Source organism: Ruegeria sp. AD91A (assembly GCF_003443535.1).
GTDB lineage: Bacteria > Pseudomonadota > Alphaproteobacteria > Rhodobacterales > Rhodobacteraceae > Ruegeria.
Genome location: NZ_CP031946.1, coordinates 3,250,733 through 3,273,427, shown reverse-complemented (window position 1 = coordinate 3,273,427; position 22,695 = coordinate 3,250,733). Strand labels below are relative to the sequence as shown.

The 22,695-nt window shown below is 60.1% G+C and carries 22 protein-coding genes; 7 read left to right on the top strand and 15 right to left on the bottom strand.

Going from position 1 to position 22,695, the window contains the following annotated elements; translation table 11 throughout:
- Positions 1-47 precede the first annotated feature (47 nt).
- The 4 genes from D1823_RS16395 to D1823_RS16380 are packed head-to-tail and all read right to left on the bottom strand — an operon-like array spanning position 48 to position 3,943.
- Complete coding sequence (locus D1823_RS16395) at positions 48-977, bottom strand: metal ABC transporter permease (protein WP_117871858.1); 930 nt, start codon at positions 975-977, stop codon at positions 48-50.
- Complete coding sequence (locus D1823_RS16390) at positions 974-2,179, bottom strand: metal ABC transporter permease (RefSeq protein WP_117871856.1); 1,206 nt, start codon at positions 2,177-2,179, stop codon at positions 974-976. The genes D1823_RS16395 and D1823_RS16390 overlap by 4 nt, the downstream gene beginning before the upstream one ends.
- 3 nt (positions 2,180-2,182) lie before the next feature.
- Positions 2,183-2,986, bottom strand: coding sequence for a metal ABC transporter ATP-binding protein (locus D1823_RS16385; RefSeq protein WP_117871854.1), 804 nt, complete (start codon positions 2,984-2,986; stop codon positions 2,183-2,185).
- Positions 2,987-2,989: 3 nt separating this feature from the next.
- Entirely contained in the window at positions 2,990-3,943 is a 954-nt protein-coding gene (locus tag D1823_RS16380) for a metal ABC transporter solute-binding protein, Zn/Mn family (RefSeq protein WP_117871851.1), read from the bottom strand.
- A gap of 199 nt (positions 3,944-4,142) precedes the next feature.
- Here D1823_RS16380 and deoC point away from each other — a divergent pair, with 199 nt between their 5' ends.
- The 3 genes from deoC (at position 4,143) to D1823_RS16365 (ending at position 8,383) form a co-directional block, all read left to right on the top strand.
- Positions 4,143-5,141, top strand: coding sequence for a deoxyribose-phosphate aldolase (deoC, locus tag D1823_RS16375; RefSeq protein ID WP_117872944.1), 999 nt, complete (start codon positions 4,143-4,145; stop codon positions 5,139-5,141).
- A 74-nt stretch (positions 5,142-5,215) separates the two neighbouring features.
- Positions 5,216-7,549: an aldehyde dehydrogenase family protein gene (locus D1823_RS16370; protein ID WP_117871849.1), complete on the top strand. Its 2,334-nt coding sequence runs from the start codon at positions 5,216-5,218 to the stop codon at positions 7,547-7,549.
- 24 nt (positions 7,550-7,573) lie between these two features.
- Positions 7,574-8,383, top strand: a complete 810-nt coding sequence (locus D1823_RS16365) for an SDR family oxidoreductase (RefSeq protein ID WP_117871847.1) — start codon at positions 7,574-7,576, stop codon at positions 8,381-8,383.
- 22 nt (positions 8,384-8,405) lie between these two features.
- Here the strand turns inward: D1823_RS16365 and D1823_RS16360 are convergent, their stop codons facing one another.
- The 7 genes from D1823_RS16360 to D1823_RS16330 form a co-directional block, all read right to left on the bottom strand.
- Positions 8,406-9,716, bottom strand: coding sequence for a pitrilysin family protein (locus D1823_RS16360; RefSeq protein ID WP_117871845.1), 1,311 nt, complete (start codon positions 9,714-9,716; stop codon positions 8,406-8,408).
- Complete coding sequence (locus D1823_RS16355) at positions 9,713-11,053, bottom strand: pitrilysin family protein (protein WP_117871844.1); 1,341 nt, start codon at positions 11,051-11,053, stop codon at positions 9,713-9,715. Before D1823_RS16355 ends, D1823_RS16360 begins: the two co-directional genes overlap by 4 nt.
- Before the next feature lie 81 nt (positions 11,054-11,134).
- Positions 11,135-11,650 carry a DUF3035 domain-containing protein gene (locus tag D1823_RS16350; RefSeq protein WP_117871842.1) on the bottom strand — a complete coding sequence of 172 codons (516 nt, stop codon included), beginning with the start codon at positions 11,648-11,650 and terminating at the stop codon, positions 11,135-11,137.
- Positions 11,651-11,700: 50 nt separating this feature from the next.
- Complete coding sequence (gene lspA, locus D1823_RS16345; RefSeq protein ID WP_117871840.1) at positions 11,701-12,177, bottom strand: signal peptidase II; 477 nt, start codon at positions 12,175-12,177, stop codon at positions 11,701-11,703.
- The gene (gene purH / locus D1823_RS16340; protein WP_117871838.1) at positions 12,177-13,766 is read right to left on the bottom strand and encodes a bifunctional phosphoribosylaminoimidazolecarboxamide formyltransferase/IMP cyclohydrolase; all 1,590 of its coding nucleotides are present in this window, start codon (positions 13,764-13,766) and stop codon (positions 12,177-12,179) included. Before purH ends, lspA begins: the two co-directional genes overlap by 1 nt.
- A gap of 22 nt (positions 13,767-13,788) precedes the next feature.
- Complete coding sequence (locus D1823_RS16335; protein ID WP_117871835.1) at positions 13,789-15,528, bottom strand: heparinase II/III family protein; 1,740 nt, start codon at positions 15,526-15,528, stop codon at positions 13,789-13,791.
- Between the two features lie 90 nt (positions 15,529-15,618).
- The gene (locus tag D1823_RS16330) at positions 15,619-16,878 is read right to left on the bottom strand and encodes an RsmB/NOP family class I SAM-dependent RNA methyltransferase (protein WP_117871833.1); all 1,260 of its coding nucleotides are present in this window, start codon (positions 16,876-16,878) and stop codon (positions 15,619-15,621) included.
- An 88-nt stretch (positions 16,879-16,966) separates the two neighbouring features.
- Here D1823_RS16330 and D1823_RS16325 point away from each other — a divergent pair, with 88 nt between their 5' ends.
- The gene (locus D1823_RS16325; RefSeq protein ID WP_117871831.1) at positions 16,967-17,149 is read left to right on the top strand and encodes a DUF1674 domain-containing protein; all 183 of its coding nucleotides are present in this window, start codon (positions 16,967-16,969) and stop codon (positions 17,147-17,149) included.
- Between the two features lie 4 nt (positions 17,150-17,153).
- On the opposite strand, the gene D1823_RS16320 is transcribed toward D1823_RS16325, so the two are convergent.
- Positions 17,154-18,008, bottom strand: coding sequence for a LysR family transcriptional regulator (locus tag D1823_RS16320; RefSeq protein ID WP_117871830.1), 855 nt, complete (start codon positions 18,006-18,008; stop codon positions 17,154-17,156).
- Between the two features lie 98 nt (positions 18,009-18,106).
- Between D1823_RS16320 and D1823_RS16315 the strand changes: the two genes are divergently transcribed.
- Genes D1823_RS16315 through D1823_RS16305 form a run of 3 tightly spaced genes read left to right on the top strand, consistent with a single transcriptional unit; the run spans position 18,107 to position 20,495 of the window.
- Positions 18,107-19,243, top strand: coding sequence for a TauD/TfdA family dioxygenase (locus tag D1823_RS16315; protein WP_117871828.1), 1,137 nt, complete (start codon positions 18,107-18,109; stop codon positions 19,241-19,243).
- Positions 19,240-19,830 (top strand): HD domain-containing protein, encoded by a 591-nt coding sequence (locus D1823_RS16310; protein WP_117871826.1) that lies wholly within the window; start codon positions 19,240-19,242, stop codon positions 19,828-19,830. Before D1823_RS16315 ends, D1823_RS16310 begins: the two co-directional genes overlap by 4 nt.
- Positions 19,827-20,495 carry an ureidoglycolate lyase gene (locus tag D1823_RS16305; RefSeq protein WP_117871824.1) on the top strand — a complete coding sequence of 223 codons (669 nt, stop codon included), beginning with the start codon at positions 19,827-19,829 and terminating at the stop codon, positions 20,493-20,495. Before D1823_RS16310 ends, D1823_RS16305 begins: the two co-directional genes overlap by 4 nt.
- Positions 20,496-20,585: 90 nt before the next feature.
- On the opposite strand, the gene D1823_RS22240 is transcribed toward D1823_RS16305, so the two are convergent.
- From D1823_RS22240 to dapB, 3 genes are all read right to left on the bottom strand, one after another.
- Positions 20,586-20,717 (bottom strand): hypothetical protein, encoded by a 132-nt coding sequence (locus D1823_RS22240; protein WP_256369654.1) that lies wholly within the window; start codon positions 20,715-20,717, stop codon positions 20,586-20,588.
- A 106-nt stretch (positions 20,718-20,823) separates the two neighbouring features.
- A complete protein-coding gene (locus D1823_RS16300) occupies positions 20,824-21,507 on the bottom strand; it encodes a hypothetical protein (RefSeq protein WP_117871822.1) in 684 nt (227 codons plus the stop codon).
- Between the two features lie 342 nt (positions 21,508-21,849).
- Positions 21,850-22,659, bottom strand: coding sequence for a 4-hydroxy-tetrahydrodipicolinate reductase (gene dapB / locus D1823_RS16295; protein ID WP_117871820.1), 810 nt, complete (start codon positions 22,657-22,659; stop codon positions 21,850-21,852).
- Positions 22,660-22,695: the final 36 nt, after the last annotated feature.

Genomic DNA, 22,695 nt, shown 5'->3' with positions numbered 1-22,695 from the left:
GAGTTTGGCCGATGGCGTATGGGCAAGTGTGGCGGGAAAATGCTCGATTAGACAGACATGTGAGCGCCGATCCGAGCCCGGCAGGGGCCGAACATCGCTGCCAAAGCGAGAATCAGGCCTGACATCGTGGCGATCATACCCGACGCGCTGACGGCATCCGCACCACCCAGCCACAGCGGGCCATAGCCTGCAAGTACATAGCCCGACACCGCCGCGGCAATGGCGAACACAACGCTCCAGGCAATCTGCGCTTCCAGCCGGTTGGTCAACATCCGTGCCGCGGCGGGCGGGCAGATGAACATGGCGATCACGATGATCGAGCCCACCGCGTCAAAAGCCGCCACCGCCGCAATTGCCGCGGTGATGACCAGTGCCATGCCCAGAACGCCGGTGCGAATGCCAATGGTCCGAGCAAAGCCTTCATCGAAGGTAGAGATCTTCAGCGGCCGCCAGAAAAGCCATGTGAACAAAGATACACCGACCAGTGTCAGCGCAATGCGGGGTAATTCCGGGGGCAACCCGGACAGCGCCTCTGTGTCCAGCAAGGACGACCATCCGGTGGCGTCCAGCCAGATCAGGCTTTCGAGATTGCCGTAAAGCGCATGTTCCACATCCAGATGCACCGTCGACGTATCCGTCTGCTCAAGCAACAGGACGCCCGCGGCGAACATGGTGGTAAAGACCACGCCCATGGCGGCCCCGGGTTCGATCTGACCCAATCGGCGAATGGCTTCGATCAGCACCACGGCCACAACGGCAGCGCCTGCCGCGCCCAGCATCATCGGCCAGGTCGATATCGTCCCTGTGATCAGAAACGCCACAACAATTCCCGGCAGCACCACATGGCTGATCGCGTCTCCGATCAATGCCTGTTTGCGCAACACCAGAAAATTGCCAGGTAATGCGCAGGCAATGGCCGCGAATGTACCGATCAACAACGGCGTCAGAGACAGGGGGACAAATTCTTCACCACTCATACCGGCACCCCCATTGGCCCGCCGATGCGGCGGTCTATCTCGGCGATCTGATCGCGGGTCAGGACGGTTTCGATGTCCCGTAACCCATCATAAAGCGCGGCTGTCGCCTCATGCGCCTGATCTGCGCGCACGATTTCCCAACGCTTTTCGTCCCGCAACGCCTTGGCCGCGCGGGCTTTGCCGATGTCGGTCGCAACGCCGTCCGCGCGCACCAGCCCAGCGCGGCGCAGCAAGCGCAGGGTCAGGGGCTCGTAAATCTTTTGCCCTTGCGCCAAGGCCAAAAGACCCTGACGAATATGCACCCGACGCTGGAAGCGCAGATGGCGTAACACCGCAGCCAAAACGCCACGTATCGGTGCAAAAAACAAAGACACGACAAAGAAGGCAAAGCTGACCAGAACGATGATCGGCCCTGTCGGCAGGTTTGGCGCCGAGGCCGAAATGGCCGCGCCAATGTAACCGGCCAGCCCGCCAGCAACTCCGGCAAGAATAACAACATGGTCCGAACGTTCGGACCAGAACCGCGCGGTCACGGCGGGAATGATCAGCAAAGCCACGATCAGAATCAGACCCACGATTTTAAGGCCAACCACTGTGACAGCCATGACCAAACCCATCATGGCCAGATCAATTCTGTGCACCGGCAACCCGCGGGCCGCAGCAAACTCGGGATCGAAGGCGACAAGAATCATTGGGCGACGAATGATCATGACCATCAGCAGCGTCGCCGCCCCCCCGATTGCAATGATCATTGCATCAGCCCAGAGCATCCCGGCAGTGGACCCTAGCAGGAATCCTTCCAATCCGGCCTGGCGGCCTACGCCCATCGTCTGTATGACAGTCAGCAACACGATGCCAAAGCCGAAGAAAACCGACAGGACCGCTCCGATGGCGGCGTCCTCGGCCAAACGCGTGTGACGCGTCAGCCAGTTCATGCAGAGAAGGCCGATCCAGGCCGAGATGGCCGATCCTGCCAACAGGCCCAGCAGGTTGCGCCCGTCCCCTCCCAGCGCGACCAACACCATGAAAGCCAGACAGACGCCTGGCAGAGTCGCGTGGCTGATTGCATCACTGACCAAAGCGCGCTTGCGCAGGAACAGAAACGTCCCCGTCACTCCGGCTGAAACACCCAGCAAGGTTGCACCGATGGCAACCAGCGTGGCGTTGTAACCAAGTTGAAGAGTCAGAGCATCCCAAAGCATGCGTTACCCCAGCGCGCGCGATATCTGATCGATCTGCGCGGTTGCCAGTCGACCGCCATATGCTGATTGCAATGTTTCCGCCGTGAAGGCCTCGGCCACCGGTCCCTCGGCCACCTTACGTGTATTGATCAGGAAGACGTGGTCGAAATAGTCGGTCACGGTCGCCAGGTCGTGATGCACCACGACAACCGTCTTGCCCGACTTTTTCAGGGATTTCAGCACCGAGATGATAGCTTTCTCGGTGGCCGCATCCACGCCTGCGAAAGGTTCGTCCAGAAGGTACAGATCAGCGCCCTGCGCCAGCGCGCGCGCCAGAAATACGCGTTGTTGCTGCCCGCCGGACAACTGCCCGATCTGGCGATCCGCGAAATCCCGCATTCCAACACGGTGCAAACAATCCATCGCGCACGCCTTGTGGCGGGCACGCACACGGCCCAGCAAGCCAAGTTCGCGCGACAGGCCCATCAGAACCACGTCGATGACGCGCGTTGGAAAATCCCAATCCACGCTGGCGCGCTGAGGTACATAGGCAATGCGTGCGCGCTGCGTGTCCAATGGCTGGCCAAACACGGTCACCTGACCTGACAGGGGGGAAACGATGCCAAGCGCCGCCTTGAGCAATGTGGACTTCCCGGCTCCGTTCGGTCCGATGATCGCGGTCATCGCCCCGGGCCGTACGGTCATGTCGACTGAAAACACCGCAGGTTTCTGCCCGTACGAGACCGTCAGGCCGCGCAGGGCAAGGGGGCTGTCGACCAACCCGTTGTCGTCAACGGTCATACCTTCGTCGCTAATCAGATCCAGCATCGATCAAAACCCCGCCGACAGTTTTCCGTCCATTCCGCGATCCGGCACATCACCACCCAAAGCACTGGCAATGACCGTAATGTTGTGATCCAGCATTCCAACATAAGTGCCTTCATAGGTTCCTTCTTCACCCATGGCGTCCGAGAACAGTTCGCCCCCCACGTGCACCTCATGTCCCTTGGCAGCCGCGCCCTCGATCAGCGCGCGGATTGAACGATCCGAGACCGAGCTTTCGACGAAAACAGCCGTGATCTTCCGGTCAACCAGCAGATCGACCAGTTCACCAATCCGGTTCAGACCAGCCTCGGACTGGGTTGAGATGCCCTGAATTCCCAGAACCTCGAATCCGAAGCTTTCACCGAAATACCCAAAGGCATCATGGGCGGTGACAAGAACCTTGTTGTTGTCCGGAACAGACGCCAGAGCTTTGTCCGCATAGGCTGTCAGACGATCGATATCTGCCAGGTGTGCCTGCGCGTTCGCCGCAAAAACCTCGGCCGCTTCAGGACGTACCTCGGTGAGGGCTGCTTGCACTTCAAGCACTACGTCCCGCCACAACTCGGGCGTCATCCAAACATGCGGATCATATTTGTCCGCATAATCGTCATGCGCGCGCAGCTTCGACTTATCCATTCCTTCGGCAACTGCAACCACGGTTCGCTTGCGATCAAGGTCATGGAAGAAATCTTCCATCTGTGCTTCGAGGTACAGGCCATGCCACAGGATCAGATCCGCACGCGTCATCGCCACGATATCGCTGCGGGTCTGGCGATAGGCATGCGGGTCGACGCCGGGACCCATCAATCCCCTGACGTCAACCTGATCACCGCCGACCTGACGTGCCGCGTCGGCAATCATGCCCGTCGTGGCCACCACCTTGAGGGGTGCATCGGCCCAGGCTGTGACTGGCAGGGATACGGCCAGCGCCAATACTGCAAGAAAATTCCGGCGAATCATCTTCGACCTCAGCTTTTGCTTCCTGTTGAACTGAATATGAGAACCATTCGCAAGTAAGTCAACGCTAATGCGAATTATTCGCAAGAAAGTCGTTATTTTTGTCCATTTGGTCAAAATTTTTCCAATCATTGCCCGTCTACATCTTCCATTCCCCGGTCTCCCGTGCGATTTTGTCGCAAACCTCCCAAAGGACGTGACAATGGATACGCAGAGCTCAGAAAGCCCCGTGCGCACCGCGCATCTGCCGCAAGTGACCGAATCCCGGAACCCTGGCATGGATCTGGATCTGGACTGGGTGCGCGCCGTTCAGGCCAATACCTCGGCTATCGAGCGCCGCGCCGCGACCCTGCCGGGCCGCCGGTCGGTCAAAAAGGAATATCAGGCAGCCTGGCTGCTGAAGGCGATCACGATGATCGACCTGACCACCTTGTCAGGCGATGATACCGTGGGTCGCGTGCGCCGCCTGTGTGCCAAGGCACGGCAACCTGTTGCCCCTTCAGTGCTGCAAGCGCTGGATATGCCACCGATCACCACCGGGGCGGTCTGTGTCTATCACGACATGATCGAACCCGCCGTGGATGCCCTGGCAGGCACCGGAATTCCTGTCGCAGCCGTTTCGACCGGCTTTCCGGCGGGCCTGTCCCCCTTCCACCTGCGCGTGGCCGAGATTGAAGAGAGCGTGAAAGCCGGGGCCGAGGAAATCGATATCGTGATCTCGCGCCGGCATGTGCTGTCGGGCGACTGGCAGGCGTTGTACGATGAGATGAAGGCCTTCCGTGTGGCCTGCGGTGATGCGCATGTCAAAGCCATCCTTGCCACCGGCGAACTGGGCAGCCTGCGTAATGTCGCGCGCGCCTCGCTGGTCTGCATGATGGCGGGGGCGGATTTCATCAAGACTTCGACCGGCAAGGAAAGCGTAAACGCCACCCTGCCGGTGTCGCTGGTGATGATCCGGGCGATCCGTGACTATTACGACCGCACCGGCTATCGCGTAGGCTACAAGCCTGCGGGCGGGATTTCCAAGGCCAAGGACGCGCTGGTCTACCTGTCGCTGATCAAGGACGAGCTTGGCGACCGCTGGCTGCAACCCGACCTGTTCCGCTTTGGCGCCTCGTCGCTGTTGGGCGATATCGAGCGGCAGTTGGAACACTATGTGACAGGCGCTTACTCCGCCGGTTACCGTCACTCCATGGGGTGAGGCGCGCCCGGAACTCGTTCCGGTGGAACGATTTCAGCGCTGAACGGGCGAAGCCCCGGAAAAGGACAAGAACTATGACAGTCAAAGAGATTTTCGAAACCATGGAATACGGACCCGCCCCCGAAAGCGCTGCCGAGGCGTTGGCCTGGCTGGTCGATCAGGGCGACAAGTTTGGACACTATATCGATGGTATCTTCACCAAACCCGGCAAGGGGTTCGAAAGCCGCAACCCGGCGACCGGAGAGGTTCTGGCCAAGCTGACGCAAGCGAAACAGGCAGACGTGGACGCTGCCGTGACCGCCGCGCGCAAAGCGCAAACCAAGTGGGAAAAACTGGGTGGCGCGGGCCGTGCGCGATACCTCTACGCCATCGCGCGCCTGTTGCAGAAGCATTCGCGCCTGTTTGCCGTGCTGGAAAGCCTGGACAACGGCAAGCCGATCCGTGAATCGCGTGACATCGACATCCCTCTGGCGCAGCGGCATTTCTATTTTCATGCGGGCATGGCCCAGCTGATGGAAAGCGAGCTGCCCGACGCTGAGGCACTGGGTGTGTGCGGCCAGATCATCCCGTGGAACTTTCCATTGCTGATGCTGGCGTGGAAGATCGCGCCTGCACTGGCGATGGGCAATACTGTTGTTCTGAAACCGGCGGAATACACTTCGCTGACCGCGCTGCTGTTTGCCGATATCTGCCAGCAGGCCGGCCTGCCCAAGGGCGTGGTCAACATCGTGACAGGCGACGGCGCAGTGGGCGAGATGATCGTGAACGCGGACGTGGACAAGATCGCCTTTACCGGTTCGACCGAAGTGGGCCGCCGCATCCGCGAGGCCACCGCCGGTTCTGGCAAGTCCCTGACGCTCGAGCTGGGCGGCAAGTCGCCCTATATCGTCTTTGACGACGCCGATATTGATTCAGCCATCGAAGGTCTGGTCGATGCGATCTGGTTCAATCAGGGTCAGGTCTGCTGTGCGGGCTCGCGCCTGCTGGTGCAGGAAGGCATCGCCGACCGTTTCCATGACAAGCTGCGTGCCCGGATGGACAAGCTGCGTGTCGGCAATCCTCTGGACAAATGCATCGACGTGGGCGCCGTGGTCGACCCGGTTCAGTTGCAGACCATCAAAGGCATGGTCGAAAGCAACACTGCTGGTCACGTTCACCAGGCCGCGTGTGATTTACCTGCGAACGGGTGTTACTATCCGCCGACTTTGATCTCGGGCCTGGAGACCTCGGACCCTCTGATGCAGGAGGAGATCTTTGGCCCGGTTCTGGTCTCGTCCACCTTCCGTACCCCGGAAGAGGCAGTCGAACTGGCCAACAACACCCGTTACGGGCTGGCCGCGACGGTCTGGACCGAGAACGTGAACCTTGCGCTGGACATCGCTCCCAAGCTGGTCGCGGGCGTGGTTTGGGTAAACGCCACCAACCTGTTCGACGCAGCCGCCGGGTTTGGCGGTGTACGCGAAAGCGGCTTTGGTCGAGAAGGAGGCTGGGAAGGACTGGCCGCGTACACCAAGCCCAAAGGCAAGGCAAAACCGCTGGCGAAGGTCGAAGCAGTCACCGGCGAAGGTGCGCCGGTAGATCCGATCGACCGCACGGCCAAGATGTATGTCGGAGGCAAGCAGGCGCGGCCTGACAGCGGCTATTCGAAGCCGGTCTGGGGTAAGGCGGGGCTGCTGGGCCACGTGGGCCTTGCCAACCGAAAGGACGTCCGAAACGCGGTAGAGGCCGCGGCGGGGGCCAAGGGCTGGTCCAAGACCACCGGCCATCTGCGGGCGCAGATCCTGTACTATATCGGCGAGAACCTCTCGGCCCGCGCGGATGAATTCGTCGGGCGCATCGACGCGATGACCGGCCGCAAGGACGGCGCGAAAGAGGTCGACGCCGCGATCCAGCGCCTGTTCACCGCCGCTGCCTGGGCCGACAAGTATGACGGTCAGGTGCATGGCGTTCCGATCCGGGGCGTGGCGATTGCGATGAAGGAACCGGTGGGCGTGATCGGCGCGCTCTGTGCGGACGAGGCGCCGCTGCTGGGTCTGGTCTCGGCCATGGCGCCTGCGATTGCGATGGGCAACCGGACAGTTCTGGTGACGTCCGAGCCATACCCTCTGGCCGCGACGGACTTCTACCAGATCCTCGAGACCTCTGACGTGCCTGCGGGTGTGATCAACATCCTGACCGGCAGCCATGCAGAGCTGGCGAAACCGCTGGCCTCGCACCTGAATGTGGATGCGGTCTGGTCGTTCTCGTCCACCGACCTGTCGAAGGAGATCGAGGTCGTCTCTGCCGGGAACCTGAAACGGACATGGGTCAATAACGCGACGGCATTTGATTGGGGCATGGACCATTCCCGCCGCTTCCTTCAGGCTTCGACCGAAGTGAAGAACATCTGGGTGCCCTACGGCGAGTAGGGCTCCCCGCCTAGGGAGGCCTATATGGATTTTTCAGGAAAAACCGTCATCGTCATCGGCGGAACCAGCGGTATCAACCGCGGCATTGCCGAGGCTTTCGCGGCCGCAGGTGCCAAACTGGCCGTTGCCAGCCGGTCGCAGGAAAAGGTCGATGACACCGTTGCCGCGCTGAAAGCCGCTGGTGCACAGGATGCGATCGGGGCGGCGTTCGATGTGCGTGACCCTGATGCGGTGGCGGCGGGTCTCAAGCAGTTCCACGACGCATTTGGTGATTTCGATGTGCTGATCTCGGGTGCGGCGGGCAATTTTCCGGCATTGGCTGCTGAAATGTCAGTCAACGCGTTCAAGACAGTGATCGATATCGACCTGATGGGCACGATCCACGTGATGAAAGGGGCATATCCATACCTTAAGCGCCCGGGTGCAAGCATCATCAACATCTCGGCCCCGCAATCCTATCTACCCTATGAGGGTCAAGCACATGTCTGCGCCGCCAAGGCAGGTGTCGACCAGATTACACGCACACTCTCGATGGAATGGGGTGTGGAGGGCATTCGCGTGAACTCGGTCGTGCCGGGCTTCATCGAAGGCACGGAAGGCGCCAAGCGCCTTGCCCCGACTCCCGATGCTGGTGAGGCCTTGCGCCGCGACGTGCCGCTGGGCCGTTGGGGCCAGCCGCAGGACGTGGCCAACGCTTGCCTGTTCCTCAGCTCGGAAATGGCGAGTTACATCAGTGGTACGGTTCTGGCTGTTGACGGGGCGCTGTATCAGCGTGGCTCAGGCAAGTTTGGCCAGATGATGGGGCAGATGCTGCGGAGCATGAAAAAGGGGTAAGCCGCAGCTTACCCCCACAGGTTCAGTTCGTTGTTTCCATGCCAACCGGCTTGCCAACGACAACAAAGTGCAAACCATCCGGGTCGAGCAGTTCGGCGGCGACCCGGTTTACATCTTCCAGTGTCACCGCGTTCACCTTGTCATTCCGGGTGGCGATATAGTCGATCGGCAGACCTTCCATCTGCATCCCAACCATGATCCCGGCAATCTGTCCGTTGCCGTCAAACCGCAGCGGATAGGCGCCGGTCAGATAGGTCTTGGCGTCATCAAGTTCCTCTTGCGTCACACCCTCAGTGGCCGCGCGCGCCCATTCATCGCGAATTACGTCGATGGCTTCGGCGATACGGTCATTGGCAGAGGACACGGATCCAAGGTAGACCGAGGCCAGATCCTTGGGCACCAGATAAGTCCCGACCCCATAGGTAAGGCCGCGCTTTTCGCGCACCTCCTGCATCAGTCGGCTTTCAAACCCGCCACCGCCAAGAATGTGGTTCAGAACGAAGGCTGCAAAGAAATCCGGATCGTCCCGATCAATCCCTGCTTGACCAAACAAGGCCACGGACTGAGGCGTGTCGAATTCGACAACACTGACGCCGCCGGAAATGTTGACATCAGCCTTGCCGGGGATGGGCTTTCCGGTGTCCGACAAGTCGCCGAGCAGGGTATCAAGCAGGATACCCAGTTCCTCTGCCGTGATATCGCCGACGGCCGCCACGTACAGGCGATCCTTGGCAAAGACGCCTTCATAAGCCGCGACCACGTCGTCACGCGTCAGGGCCGAGACGCTTTCAATGGTGCCTTTCCCTTCAGATCCGTAGGGGTGATCTCCATAGGCCATCTGCGCAAAATCGCGCCCCGCGATTTCGTTCGGGTCAGTCTGGTCCGAGCGCAGACCCGACAGAATCTGTGCGCGCACCCGGTCAACCGCATCCTGATCAAAACGCGGCTCGTGGATCGTTGTGCGCAGCAAATCGACAACTTCATCCCGGTTTTCGGACAGAAAACGCGCGGAAATCGAAACTGAATCGTCGCCGGCATTGTATCGGAATGAGGCCGCCAGAGCCTCCAGCTCACGGGCATAGGTCCGCGCATCCATGTCGCTCGCACCTTCTTCGATCAGCCCGCTCATAAGGTAGACCGCGCCGCGTTTGTCAGGGTCATCCAACGATGTGCCACCACGGAATCGCAGTTCCAGCGCGGCAAATGGGATGGAATGATCCTCGACCAGCCAGGCTTTGATGCCACCAGGCGAGGTCACTTCTTCTATCTCGATCTCGGCCAAAGCCGGCAGTGCGACCAGACAGGCAATCAGCGTTGCAATAAACCGTTTCATTGCGTCACCTCGTCATCGCGCATCAGCCAGCCGGTGACCGACGCCTCGGGTTGCAGAACTTCGCGGGCTGCGGCGATGATCTCATCCCCGGTCACGGCCTGAAGGATCTCGGGCCAGGCCTGCACATCTTCGACCGTCAGACCGCTGGTCAGGGCCCGGCCATAGCGGTTGCCGATGCCGTCCACATTGTCGCGCGCATAGGTCTGGGCCGCGCGCAACTGCATCTTGATGCGGCCAAGATCGTCTTCGTTCACACCTTCAGCAATGAAATCAGCCACGGCCTGATCCATTTCGTCTTCGGCTTCTTGCAGGGAAACACCTTCGGCCGGAACGACAATAAGATCAAATGTCGTGTCATCCAGCGAAACACCACGATAGAACGCCCCGGCATAAACGACCTTCTGCTGATCAAACTGCAACTTTTCGTTCAGATAAGAGGTGGTGCTTCCACCCAGCAATTCGGCCAGCAAGAACAGAGCCGCTGCTTTTTCCTGTTCGCCCGGATCGCGTTCCGGTGCCAGATAGCTGCGCTGAACGTAAGGCTGGGCCACGCGCGGGTCCTTGAAGGTCAGACGGCGCTCGGCCGTTTGCGGCGGTTCCTGTGACCGCACCCGCTCGGGCAGGTCCGGGTTGGCGGGAATCACACCGTAATACTGATCGGCAAGCGCGCGGACTTCGTCGGGATCAACATCGCCCGTGACCACCAGAATGGCGTTATTGGGTGCATAATGGGTCTGGTAGAACGATAGCGCGTCCTCCATATCCAGATCCTCCATCTCATGCATCCAGCCGATGATCGGCACGCCGTAGCGGTGGTTAAGATACTGAGCCGCACTCATCTGCTCGCCGAACAGGGCGCGCGGATTGTTTTCGGTGCGCTGGTTGCGTTCCTCAAGAATCACGTCCCGCTCGGTCAGAATATCCTCTTCATTCAGCCGAAGGTTTCGCATCCGATCGGATTCCATCCGCATCATCAGCTCAAGCCTGTCGGCAGCGACACGCTGAAAATATGCGGTGTAGTCATACGAGGTAAAGGCGTTGTCGTTGCCGCCATTGGCCGCCACGGTGGCCGAAAACTCACCCGGGGCCAGCGTGTCGGTGCCTTTGAACAGAAGGTGTTCCAGAAAATGCGCCACACCTGACGATCCGATCGGCTCATCTGCGGATCCGGCACGGTACCAGACCATGTGTTGTACGACTGGTGCGCGGTGGTCTTCGACCACAACGACATCCATTCCGTTGTCCAATGTGAATGTGGTGGCCGCTTCTTTCCCGTCCTCGGCAAATACCGGGGCGGCAGCGATCAGGGCAGCCGACAAGGCCAGGGCCCGAACCATAGGGCATCCTCCGTTTCGTTTCTGGTACTCAAACTACGGTGACGCGGCCCAGGTTCAAGCCCGATGACGGAAAGTTAAGAATTATTCACCCGGCGGCGAAGATGGGGTTTCGATCCCGGCCCGACGGGCAGCTTCTGTTTCCGCGAACGGATCGATCGATTGTTTTTCGTAAACCTGACTATAGCGGTCGACCGGGAACAGGCGCAGACCGGTCCAGCGCCCCCGGCGTTTGCGGAACGCGGCGTCATCAGCCTCGACCACCTGCCGCGCATCGGGGGAAACACCATAGCGGCTGGACGCCGTGACAAGCGCTGCATCCGAGGATGGCACAGCCGTATTCGGGTTTAGTGCAGCGGCATTGCCGCCCAGTGCAGCCACAGCATCGGCATTGGGGTTCGGATCAGTCAGGTTTGCGCCACCCGGAGTAGGCGCAGGCAAGAAGGCATAATCCTGAGGCTGAGTCAGTGGTTTTACAGGCAACACCGAAAACTCATCCGGACCCGGACCCGGAGGCGCCAGATCCCGAAGACCAGGATTCGAACACGCCGCAACCGCAGCAGCAACAGTCAAAACAAATAGGGCGCGCGGCATCCGCATTGGTGTCTCCAGCCTGTTTCAGGGGCTTTTATCGCATATCATTCCGCGCGTCACGAGGCCTTTTTGCCGTCAAACAGCACCAGCCCGATAGCACCCGCAAATATGAACACATCTGCTAGGTTGAACACAAACGGGTTGTTGATGCCGCAACAAGACATGTTCAGGAAATCCAGTACATATCCGTAAAGGACCCGGTCCACCACATTCGCAAGCGCACCGCCGACCAACAAACCACCACAAAACAGCATCAGTCTTGAGGGGGCTGCACGGCTGAGCCAGACAAGCACGCCAACACAGATCGCCACGGAAACTCCGATCAGAATCCAGCGCGCGGCCTCCGAGTTCCCTTGGAACAGGCCGAAATTGATGCCCCGGTTCTCGCCGTATTTGAACACCAGCAGCGGTGGCAAAACATCAATACCACCGGGCTGTTCGGCCACGCGCATGGCATGAACGACCAGGTATTTGCTGATCTGGTCGATCGCAAAGGCGGCCAGGGCCGCCCAGAGAAGCAGGCGTGACCGCATCAGTGACGGAAATGGCGCATGCCGGTAAAGACCATGGCAAGGCCGGCCTCATCCGCGGCGGCGATGACTTCATCGTCACGCATGGACCCACCGGGCTGGATCACACAGGTTGCGCCTGCCTCGGCCGCTTCCATCAGGCCGTCAGGGAAGGGAAAAAATGCGTCCGACGCAACGGCCGAGCCGATGGTCAGCGGTTGCGCCAAGCCCAGCACGTCGGCCATACGTTCGGCTTTCTTGGCGGCGATCAGGGCCGAGTCCACACGGCTCATCTGGCCCGCGCCGACGCCCACGGTGGCGCCGTCTTTGACATAGACGATAGCGTTGGACTTGACGTGTTTTGCCACTTTCCAGGCAAACAAAAGGTCACGCATCTGTTCGTCGGTCGGGGCCTTCTTGGTTACAACTTTCAGATCATCCATGCCGACAAAGCCGTTGTCCTTGTCCTGCACCAGCAACCCACCGGCCACCTGACGCACGGTTTTCCCACCGGCGGTCACATCCGGCAGAGCTTCGGTCGTCAAGAGGCGCAGGTTTTTCTTGGCGGCAAAGATGGCCTTGGCCTCATCCGATGCGCCCGGAGCGATCACGACCTCGGTGAATATCCCGGTGATCTCCTGCGCGGTCTCGGCGTCCAACGGTTGATTCAACGCCACGATCCCGCCGAAGGCAGAGGTGCGATCGCAGTCGAAGGCGGCCTTGTAGGCCTCAAGCAGGGTTGCACCCTTGGCCACGCCACATGGATTGGCGTGCTTGATGATGGCGCAGGCGGCACCCTGCTCGGGGTCAAACTCGGCAACCAGTTCAAAGGCCGCGTCGGTGTCGTTGATATTGTTGTAGCTGAGTTCCTTGCCCTGATGCTGAACAGCGGTGGCCACACCGGGCCGATTGGTGCCGTCGGTATAGAACGCGGCTTGCTGATGGCTGTTCTCGCCATAGCGCAAGGTCTGTTTCAATTCACCGGCAAACGCGCGACGCCTGGGGGCCTCAAGCTCCAGCGCGTCGGCCAGCCAGTTGGACACTGCGGTGTCATAGGCGGCGGTGCGGGCATAGGCCTTCTGCGCCAGCTTGCGGCGGAATTTCGGACATGTCGCGCCGTCGTGCTGATCCATATCGTCCAGCAGTTTGTCGTAATCCTCAACGTCCACGACCACGTTCACAAACGCATGGTTCTTGGCCGCTGCGCGAATCATCGCCGGGCCACCGATGTCGATATTCTCGACGCACTCATCGTAACCTGCGCCTTTGGCCACAGTTGCTTCAAATGGATAAAGGTTCACAACCAACAGATCGATTGCACCGATGCCGTGTTCGTTCATGGCTGCAACATGGGTGTCATTGTCACGCAGGGCCAGCAGTCCGCCATGCACCATCGGGTGCAGGGTCTTGACCCGACCATCCATCATCTCGGGGAAGCCAGTGATCTCGCTGACATCCTTCACCGCGAGCCCTGCATCACGCAGCGCCTTGGCCGTGCCACCGGTCGACAGCAGCTCGACCCCGCGCTCGGCCAGCGCCTTGCCCAGCTCGATCAGCCCGGTTTTGTCGGATACGGAAAGCAACGCGCGGCGCACGGGGTGAAGATCGTTCATGGGTCCAAAGGTCCTTTTGGCGTCAGTCGAATTCTGGCTCGTCCCGGTGCGTATCGCGCACGGCATAGGCTGTGTCCTGTGCCTTGCTCAGAGTCCACCGGATGCGCGTCGCATACTCCATTGCGCGGCCAGATAGAACGATCTGTTTTGTCGCGCGTGGCTTTAAACGCCCTTTTTCAAGATAAACGCTTGGCTCTACGGACAATTTTCCAACGCCATCATGGCGGAAAACCCAGATCTCACCGCTTTTGAGCGCCATCGACACCGCCGCCCCGCCCAAATCCAGCGCCGCATCAACATCAGGATGCAGATGAAACCGGATGTCGTAACCGATGCCATTGAGGCCCGAAGCATCCATCGCCTTGTCAAACTGTCGCTTCGCCTTGTCGGTCGCGGTCAGCAGAATATCCTCAATGGTCAGTTCCCGACCGTCAAATCGCAATTCGAATGTGCGCGCGTGGGTCAGGCCAAACACCTTGGCATATCCATCATGCCCGGCCATAAAGCGGATGCCCTCGAACGCGTCCTCGAAATCAACGGGCACCTCCTGTGGCGCGTCGACCAGCGCCTGAGCTTCACGCCCCGGCACCGGGTTGGCCAGCCGGGCGCTTGAGAACCCATCCAGGCAAAGCGTCGAATGCGACGGTGTCGCCCGTCCGGCGCGGCGCCATTCCAACCCGAAACTGGCCCCCGACCCGCAGTTCACGATCAACGGACGCCGCCCCGAGGTCAGCTCGAACGCCAATGTAGAAGCATGCGCATTGTAGGAGGCCGCCCCCGACGGCGGCACGCTGGCATCCACGATCACCGTGGTGCGTGCGGCTGCCAGCCGGGCATAGCCCATCGGCAACGCAGTGGCTGCCTTGTGTTTGACGCCGCTTTGCGCAAGCGCCTGTTCCAGACGCCCCTCGACACCGCGCCCGCCACCATGGAACCGCGCCAACGCCCCATCCGCATGGCGCAGGCTGCGCAGGGTCGGCGCGATTCGTTTGATCGCATTGGCCTGAGCGGCAGGCGTCCCGCGCCCAAGATCGTTCAGCGCCGCCGAAGTCCAGCTGAGCAATGTGAAGACCTCGAGCAGTTCTTCCGGATTGCGTGTTGGAATGCCGCCCTGCGCGTCGACCTGACGGTCACATTCTCCGGCCAGGGCGCGCAGGGCCGGGTCGGCCATGTGTTCCAGCCCCTCCAACGCCAGCCCGGCCTGTACCAGTCCAGCCAGCGCCTCGAACCGAGGCAGACCCGGGGTCGCGGCCTGCCACCGTTTGGACAGAAACCATGTCTGTTGGGCCAGCGAGCGGAAAAACAGCTTGCTTTGCCTTTCATCCGCCCCTCGCAGCAGAAAAATCGCCTGGTTGATCCAGCGCGTGACCCGTCGTCCGGTCAGATCAGGCACCCAGCCAGGGCCTTGCCCGCGCCCATGCGCCTCGATCCATCCCCAGACCCAGCGCTGCGCCTTTTCCCGCGCACGCATGTCTCCGACCGCAGCCAGATCATCCAGCCAGGCAAAACCATGACGTTCTTCGTCAAAGCCGGCGCTGGGGGCGGTGACGTCCCAAAGCCCGGTATCTTCGGCCTCGACCAGATACCCGGCGAACAACAGGTTTCCGGCAACCAGTTGCCGCCCACGTGCAAACGAACCCACCGAGCGCGGATCCGGTTGTGCAACAAACCCTGTGACCGCCTTCTGCCGCTGGCTCAGGCGTGCATAGAAGCGGTTCTGAAACCGCATCCACCGGCTGGTCATGGTGTCCGATTTCGACATGACGCGTGTTACTCTGCCCCTTACGCTCTGCTGGCGCTTGAGACCCAACGATAGACCGCGCTGATCGTCAAGTCATCGAAAAGCGTGCGCTCAGGCGGATTTGGTCAGGCACGCGATATAGAACCCATCCATACCGCCCCGGTCCAGCCAATAATCGGGGCGCAATCGCAAGCCGCCTTCTTCAGTGAGCCAATCTGTTTCAACACCGGGTACGTTCAGCGCGTCGTGATCCGCGCTCATGTCAGGATACATGCCCAACGCCTCTTCCACCTGAACTTCACCTTCATCCGGCAGCAGGGAGCAGGTGCAATAGACCAGACGCCCACCGGGTTTCAGCAAACTCCACGCCTGGGCCAACAAGCGCGACTGGAGCTCGATCAGACCGCCGAAGTCCGAACCGTCCTTGGCAAACGGCAAGTCAGGATGCCTGCGGATCGTACCTGTGGCCGAGCACGGCGCGTCCAGCAAGATCGCGTCGTACTGGCCCTCGTGTTCCAGCGCATCGCCAACAACGACCTTCGCCTTCAGGCCGGTCCTTGCAAGGTTTTCCCGCACCCGTTCCATCCGCGATTCCGACACATCCAGTGCCGTGACATCAGCCCCTGCGGCCGCAAGTTGCATCGTTTTCCCACCTGGGGCCGCGCAGAGATCCAGCACTTTTTCGCCCGCCTTCGGGTCCAGAATGCGAACCGGCAAAGCCGCAGCGGCGTCCTGCACCCACCAGTCACCTGCTTCGTACCCCGGCAGGGTCGAGACCTGACCCGCGTCATGTATACGCAGTGACCCGGTCGGAAGGATCTCGCCTGAAGGGCCTTCCGCCCCTGGTTTCAAGGTAAGGTCCAGTGGTGCGCCCGCGAAATGTGCCTGCTCCATTCCGGTAACAGCATCCGTGCCCCACGCTGCGATCAGAGGCTCACGCAACCAATCCGGCAAACGCGGAACGCGCATCTTTGGCCACGCCTCGGGGCCTTCTGCCGCAACCTTGCGCAGAACGGCATTCACCAACCCCTTGAGGCGACTATGCTTGCGCGAACGGCTGACGATCTCGACCATGGAATTGACAACGCCATGCGCGGCTTCGCCATTGCAAAGCTCGACCGCCCCCAGTCTCAGTGCGTTGTGGACCGTCAGGGCAGGCGTGCGGTTCAGGTGATTGTCCAACAGGCGGTCGGCACGTTCCAGCCCACGCAGCGTTTCCAAAGCCAGGCGCTGAGCGCGCGCGCGGTCCTCGGGCTCCAACCGATCCACTGCGCCCGCCGCCAGACACTCGGCCAGCAGGCGACCTTCGCCCAGAACCTGATCCAGAAGATAGATTGCGCTGCGCCGTGCTGCTGTTGCGCTGTTAAACATGGTACCGCCTTCATGTGACCTGCGCCCGCATTGCCAATGGCGGACGCGGGCGTATATCAAGGCTGTGCACGGAAAGGAACCCGATGTCATGAGTGACGACCGCAAAGACTTGCCACCCGCCGCCCAGCGCGCCCTGGCCGAAGCGGAAGAACGCCGCCGCAAAGCCACAGCCCAAGCCCAGGAATTGCCGAAAGAGCTGGGTGGTCGAGACGGACCGGACCCGGCCCGTTACGGTGATTGGGAAAAGAAGGGCATCGCCATCGACTTCTGAACGGTCAACCACGCAGCGCCTTCAGGAAACCTTCGATCAGGGCACGTTGTTTCTTGGACTTCGCCCGGCCTTCAGGCCACGTCAGCCAGTACCCGTCTTTGGTGTGCAATTCGGGTAGATCCAGTCGGCGCAGCCGTCCCTCCTGCAGATCGGCAGAGGCTAACGGAACCGATCCCAGAACCACTCCCATGCCGCGCCGCGCTGCCGAAATCGCATGTTCCATCGAATCGAAGCTGATTTTTGAAGGCGGCAGGTCCTGCTGGCCGTTCTTCTGGCTCCACTCTCTCCAACCGGGGCGTTCTCCGCGCAGATCAATCAGTGGGGCGCCCCAGTCAACTCCCGGTGCCGCAAGGGGAGCAAGGACCTCATGCGCGATCAAGGCTGAATCGCGCCCGGCCCACAAGCCCCGACCATATCGGATTTGCAGCCAGGTTCGTTCTTCGTCCAAAGACGACCGGCGTGCGACCGAGTCGGTCATTATCCGAACCTTGGGCTGCACCTCCTGAAACTTGGTCAGCGCCGGAAGAACCAATGCGTGGATGCTCGACGACAACCCGGCCACGCGCAGCTCGCGCGGGGATTTGCCAAACAGGTCCTCGGTATTGCGCTCCAGCGCACGAAGGCTGTCCTGCACCAAGGGCAGATAACTTTCACCTTCGACCGTCAGTGACACGCCCCGCGCCTCGCGCACAAACAAGGATCGGCCCAGCCAGGCTTCCAGATTACCGATCCGCTGGCTGACAGCGGCCTGCGTCAGCCCGAATTCCGTGGCCGCTGCCGAGAACCCACCAAGACGCCCGGCGGCCTCGAACACGCGCAACCAGTCCAGTGGCGGTAGTCCGATCTTTTTCTTAGCCATTAGATTTTCCAAGCCTCAGCCGAAATAAGGATTAATTGTCGTAATGCCACGAACGGCGTATCTGCTCAACCAAAGTTCGCGCCGAACAGGAGGCCCCAATGCTGCGCACCGCCACTCATGACACCTCGGTCGTCACCGTCGTGTTCGACACAGGAACGCAAGCCCGCTTTCACGCCATCTGGTTGCGCGACAACGCGCTGGATCCGGAAACCCGCGCCCCGGGCAACGGCCAGCGACTGATCACCGTCGGCGATATCCCTGCTGACATCTCGGTCAGTTCCGCCGAAGTTGTCGCGGGCGACCTTCAGGTCACGTTCCAGCCCGAGGACAAAACCGTTACCTTCCCGGCCGAATGGCTGGCAGAACACAACTATGATTGCGAACGTGATGATACGCTGGGCCGCACTGGCCCCGGCATCATCACCTGGGAAGGCGGGATCGCCGCCCCCTCTGGCGATTGGAACGAGGTTCATGCCCGCCCTGCGGCCAAACGCAACTGGCTGGCGTCTGTGGCGAGTTATGGCTTTGCCAAGCTGACGGGCGGACCAACCGAACCAGAGTCGCTTCTAAAAGTGGCCGACCTGTTCGGCTACGTCCGCGAAACCAACTATGGCCCTTATTTCGAGGTTCGGACGGAAGTGAACCCGACCAACCTCGCCTATACCGGGCTTGGCTTGCAGGCCCACACCGACAACCCCTATCGCGACCCTGTACCGACGCTGCAAATCCTTTACTGTCTGGAAAACAGCGCCGAAGGAGGCGACTCGATCGTTGTCGACGGCTTCCGCGCTGCCGAAAAGCTGCGTGCGCAGAACCCCGAAGGCTTTGCCCTGCTGGCAGGCTACCCCGCCCGCTTCGAATACAAGGGATCAGACGGTGTCTGCCTGCGATCTCGCCGTCCGATGATCGAATTGTCGCCGGATGGAGAACTGGTCGGCATCCGGTTCAACAACCGCTCATCCGCGCCCTTCGTGGACGTCCCGTTCGACAGGATGGAGGTCTATTACGACGCTTATCGTCAACTGGGCGAGATCATCGACGATCCGGCCATGGGCGTGTCGTTCAAACTGAAGCCGGGCGAAAGCTTCATCGTCGACAACACCCGTGTTCTGCACGCACGACTGGGCTATTCCGGTGCAGGTTCGCGTTGGTTGCAAGGGTGCTATGCCGACAAGGACGGGTTGCTGTCGACTTTGGCGGCGATGGAGATGACGCAGCCGGAGGCAGCGGAATGAAACCCGATTTCTCGACCCTGAGCCGAAACAATATCGTCGCCTTCATCGGGGATATTTTCCACCGCCGCGGCGGTGAGGAATATCTTGGTGAACCCGTCACCATGGCCCAGCACATGCTGCAAGGCGCCACCATCGCCGAACAGAACGGTCAGCCTGAGGAAATCATCGTCGGCGCTCTGTTGCATGATATCGGCCATTTCACATCCGAGTTCGGGACCTACCACCCCGATGATACCGAAGACCGCCACCATGAGGATGCAGGTGCGGAAGTTCTGGAACAGTTCTTCCCCTCGGTCATCACCGATTGCTGTCGATATCACGTGGCCGCGAAACGGTATCTCTGCGCCACCAAGCCCGAATATTTCAACCGCCTCTCCGCCGCCTCGGTCCATACCTTGGAGCTGCAAGGCGGCCCGATGAGCGCTGAGGAAGTCGCCGCGTTCGAATCCAATCCAAACCTGAAAGAGATCATTCAGGTCCGGTATCTGGATGAGGCCGGCAAACGCGCGGATATGGAGACACCGGACTTCGCCCATTTCGCACCGATGGTTCAGCGCATGGTCGACAGGCATCTGGGTGCATCATGACTGCACCCGAGTACATCTTCGAGGCCAGTTCGAAACCCTCGCTGCCGTGGCACGAGGTTCCCCTGATCCGTGCGACGGACACATCGGTCAAGGGTTACGGCTGTTTGGCCGACGACCTCGAAACCTTTGAAATCGAGATCGTACGCTGGCCGCAGCAGGGCTGGCGGCCGGTTGACGAAGGCACGGGTGACGAAGGCGGCTGGGTTGAAGGCACGTTCAAATGCGACTGGCAGGGTGACGTGCTTTACGGTGAGAACGAGGCGGTCAAAGGCCATTACGTGCTAGGTTGGTCAGCCGACCCCCAGCAGGCGCAAACCGACCGGCAAACGGCCCCGCGGGATCAGGTGTTGCTGTGGCATATGAACTACCACCCGGACGGGGGGCAGATGTTCTGGCCGCTCGACAACAAACCCTTCATCATCCCAGCTGCCCTGCCTGGCGACAACCTGACGCCCGAAAAAGTGGTGGCGTTCTGGTGTGATGGCTCGCGTGGCCTCTATATTCATCCCGGCATCTGGCATGAGGGCATTTTCCCGGTTGAGGACAACCAGCGTTTCCTTGACCGTCAGGGCGCAGTTCACGCGCGTGTCAGCGCCGATATCGGGCAGGAGTTCGGCGTCTACCTCGCCTGCCCCCTGCGTGCCGACAAGATCCGCGATCTTTGACCAAGCGCACCGCCTTAGGGTAACGCATTTCAAGTTCCCACGATCTTTGCCGCAAACCTCTGCGTCACTTTGTACGTGCGCAAGAGAGACTCAAATGGGATCGAACCGGCGAAAACCGGCGCAATTCACCGTGAGAGCGGTTCCGCCGTGCGTGGTTTCACTCAGGATCAACCCCCGCCGGTTGCCATCGATGTCATTGCCTGTAATGGCAGGCTGCGACATGATGTCGATTATAATGCCGATTTTAGAATTAGGGCGCGCGACGTGGCGGCATAATCCGACCCCGAAGCATCAAGACAGTTTGCACGAGATGAGCAGAAGCGCACTGTTAAGAGGTCCGCAAACTGTCCAAATGGGCTCGTTTTGCCGCCATCACTTCTTCATCGGTCATGGGTGAGCGGTTCAACTCCAGAAAGTACTCTGCGACTCCAACCGGCTGAACATTCAGATTACTGACAGGCGTCAGATCATCAGACCTTACGTTCAGCATCGATAGCGCCTTTGCCACAGGAAATAATCGATCGTTGAGCTCCGAAACGTTTAAGGACAGGACGTCAGCCCTCGAAGACACGGCGTTTTTGACGCGGCTTACCACACCTTCAAGGTCTGTACCCTGCTGCAAAAGATCAGCATACTCCGAAAGGTCCTCTCGGATTCTGTTCGAGCGGATGTTTTGCCAATAAACGCTTCTGATCCAGTCAGCGCGGTTTCTCGTCGTGAACAAGAATGTGGTACGCGCATTGCCGTTCGCGAACTTGTCAATTTCGTCTAGCACAGCATCAGCCAAAACGTGCGTCTGCGAATATGACCACACGTTGTTTCGCCCCGGTATCAGGCCGGCAAACTCCTCGCTGCTGACAAGAAGAGGCGTGTCTGTTTGACCTTCGAAAGGAGCAAGAGCTTGACGAAATCTTTTGCGGAATCTCGCAAGGACCCTGTCTTCTTGCAAAATGGAATAGCGCCGGGCGGCAAACCCCGCTTCTTTCAGGTCACGGGGGACAAGAAAGTTCACTCGGCTCTTAAGCCGGGAACGGTTCCTGAACAACATAGTTTGCAGGGTTCTGGTTCCTGTTTTGTGAAACCCTTGATGTATGACAACCTTCAAGCCGCAACCCTAATTTCTTTGTTCATGGGAGGTCCCGTTTCGCTACTATTGCTTTTTCATTATGCCCGAGAATGTTTTTAGGTACTGCTGGCAATGTCACTGATACGGTCCTGTCCCAAGACTTTCCTGCATGCAGTCGCTTTCGCGGCCCGCGTCATCCGCTGGTCATGAGTCTTTAACCGACTGGCGGCAGCCATTTGAATTGCAGCATTCTTTGTTGTTGCGACTGCGTAAAATTGAACTTAGCGCCTAAAGCCCCAATACATCGACCATGTCATATTGGCCGGGTGCCTTGCCCTGTCCCCACAGAGCCGCTTTCAGCGCGCCGCGGGCAAAGATAGCGCGGTCGGTGGCCAGATGGCGCAGAACGATGCGTTCACCGGGGGCGGCGAACAACACGTCATGCTCGCCCACGATGTCGCCGCCGCGAATGGCGTGAAAGCCGATGTCGCCACGTTTGCGAGCGCCAGTAATGCCGTCGCGACCCCGGTCGGACACCTCCGACAGTTTGACGCCACGTCCCTCGGCAGCGGCCTCGCCCAACATCAGAGCGGTGCCGGATGGTGCATCCACCTTGTGATGATGGTGCCCTTCGATGATTTCGATATCAAAATCCTCATCCAGTGCAGCCGCGACTTTCTTGGTCAGTTGCACCAGCAGGTTGACGCCAAGGCTCATGTTCCCTGCCCGTATGATCGCGGCGTGGCGCGAGGCAGGTTCCAGCGCCGCGATCTGTTCGTCGGTCATACCTGTTGTGCCGATCACATGTACACACCGGGCCTGCGCCGCCAGAGCAGCAAACTCCAGCGTCGCCTCGGGTGCGGTGAAGTCGATCACCGCCTGTGCCTGCGCGAAGGCTTCCAGCGGGTCATCGGTAACTTTGACGCCCAGCGCCTGGCCACCTATGGCTTCGCCCACATCCTGACCGACCCAGTCATGCCCTTTGCGCTCGATCACGCCGACCAGACGCGCCTGATCACTGTCGTTTACGGTGTTGATCAGCATCTGCCCCATACGGCCCGAAGCCCCTGTGATGACGATCCCCGGAATATGGGTCATGGCGGTATTCCCTTGCTGCAAACTGCTCAAAGCCTC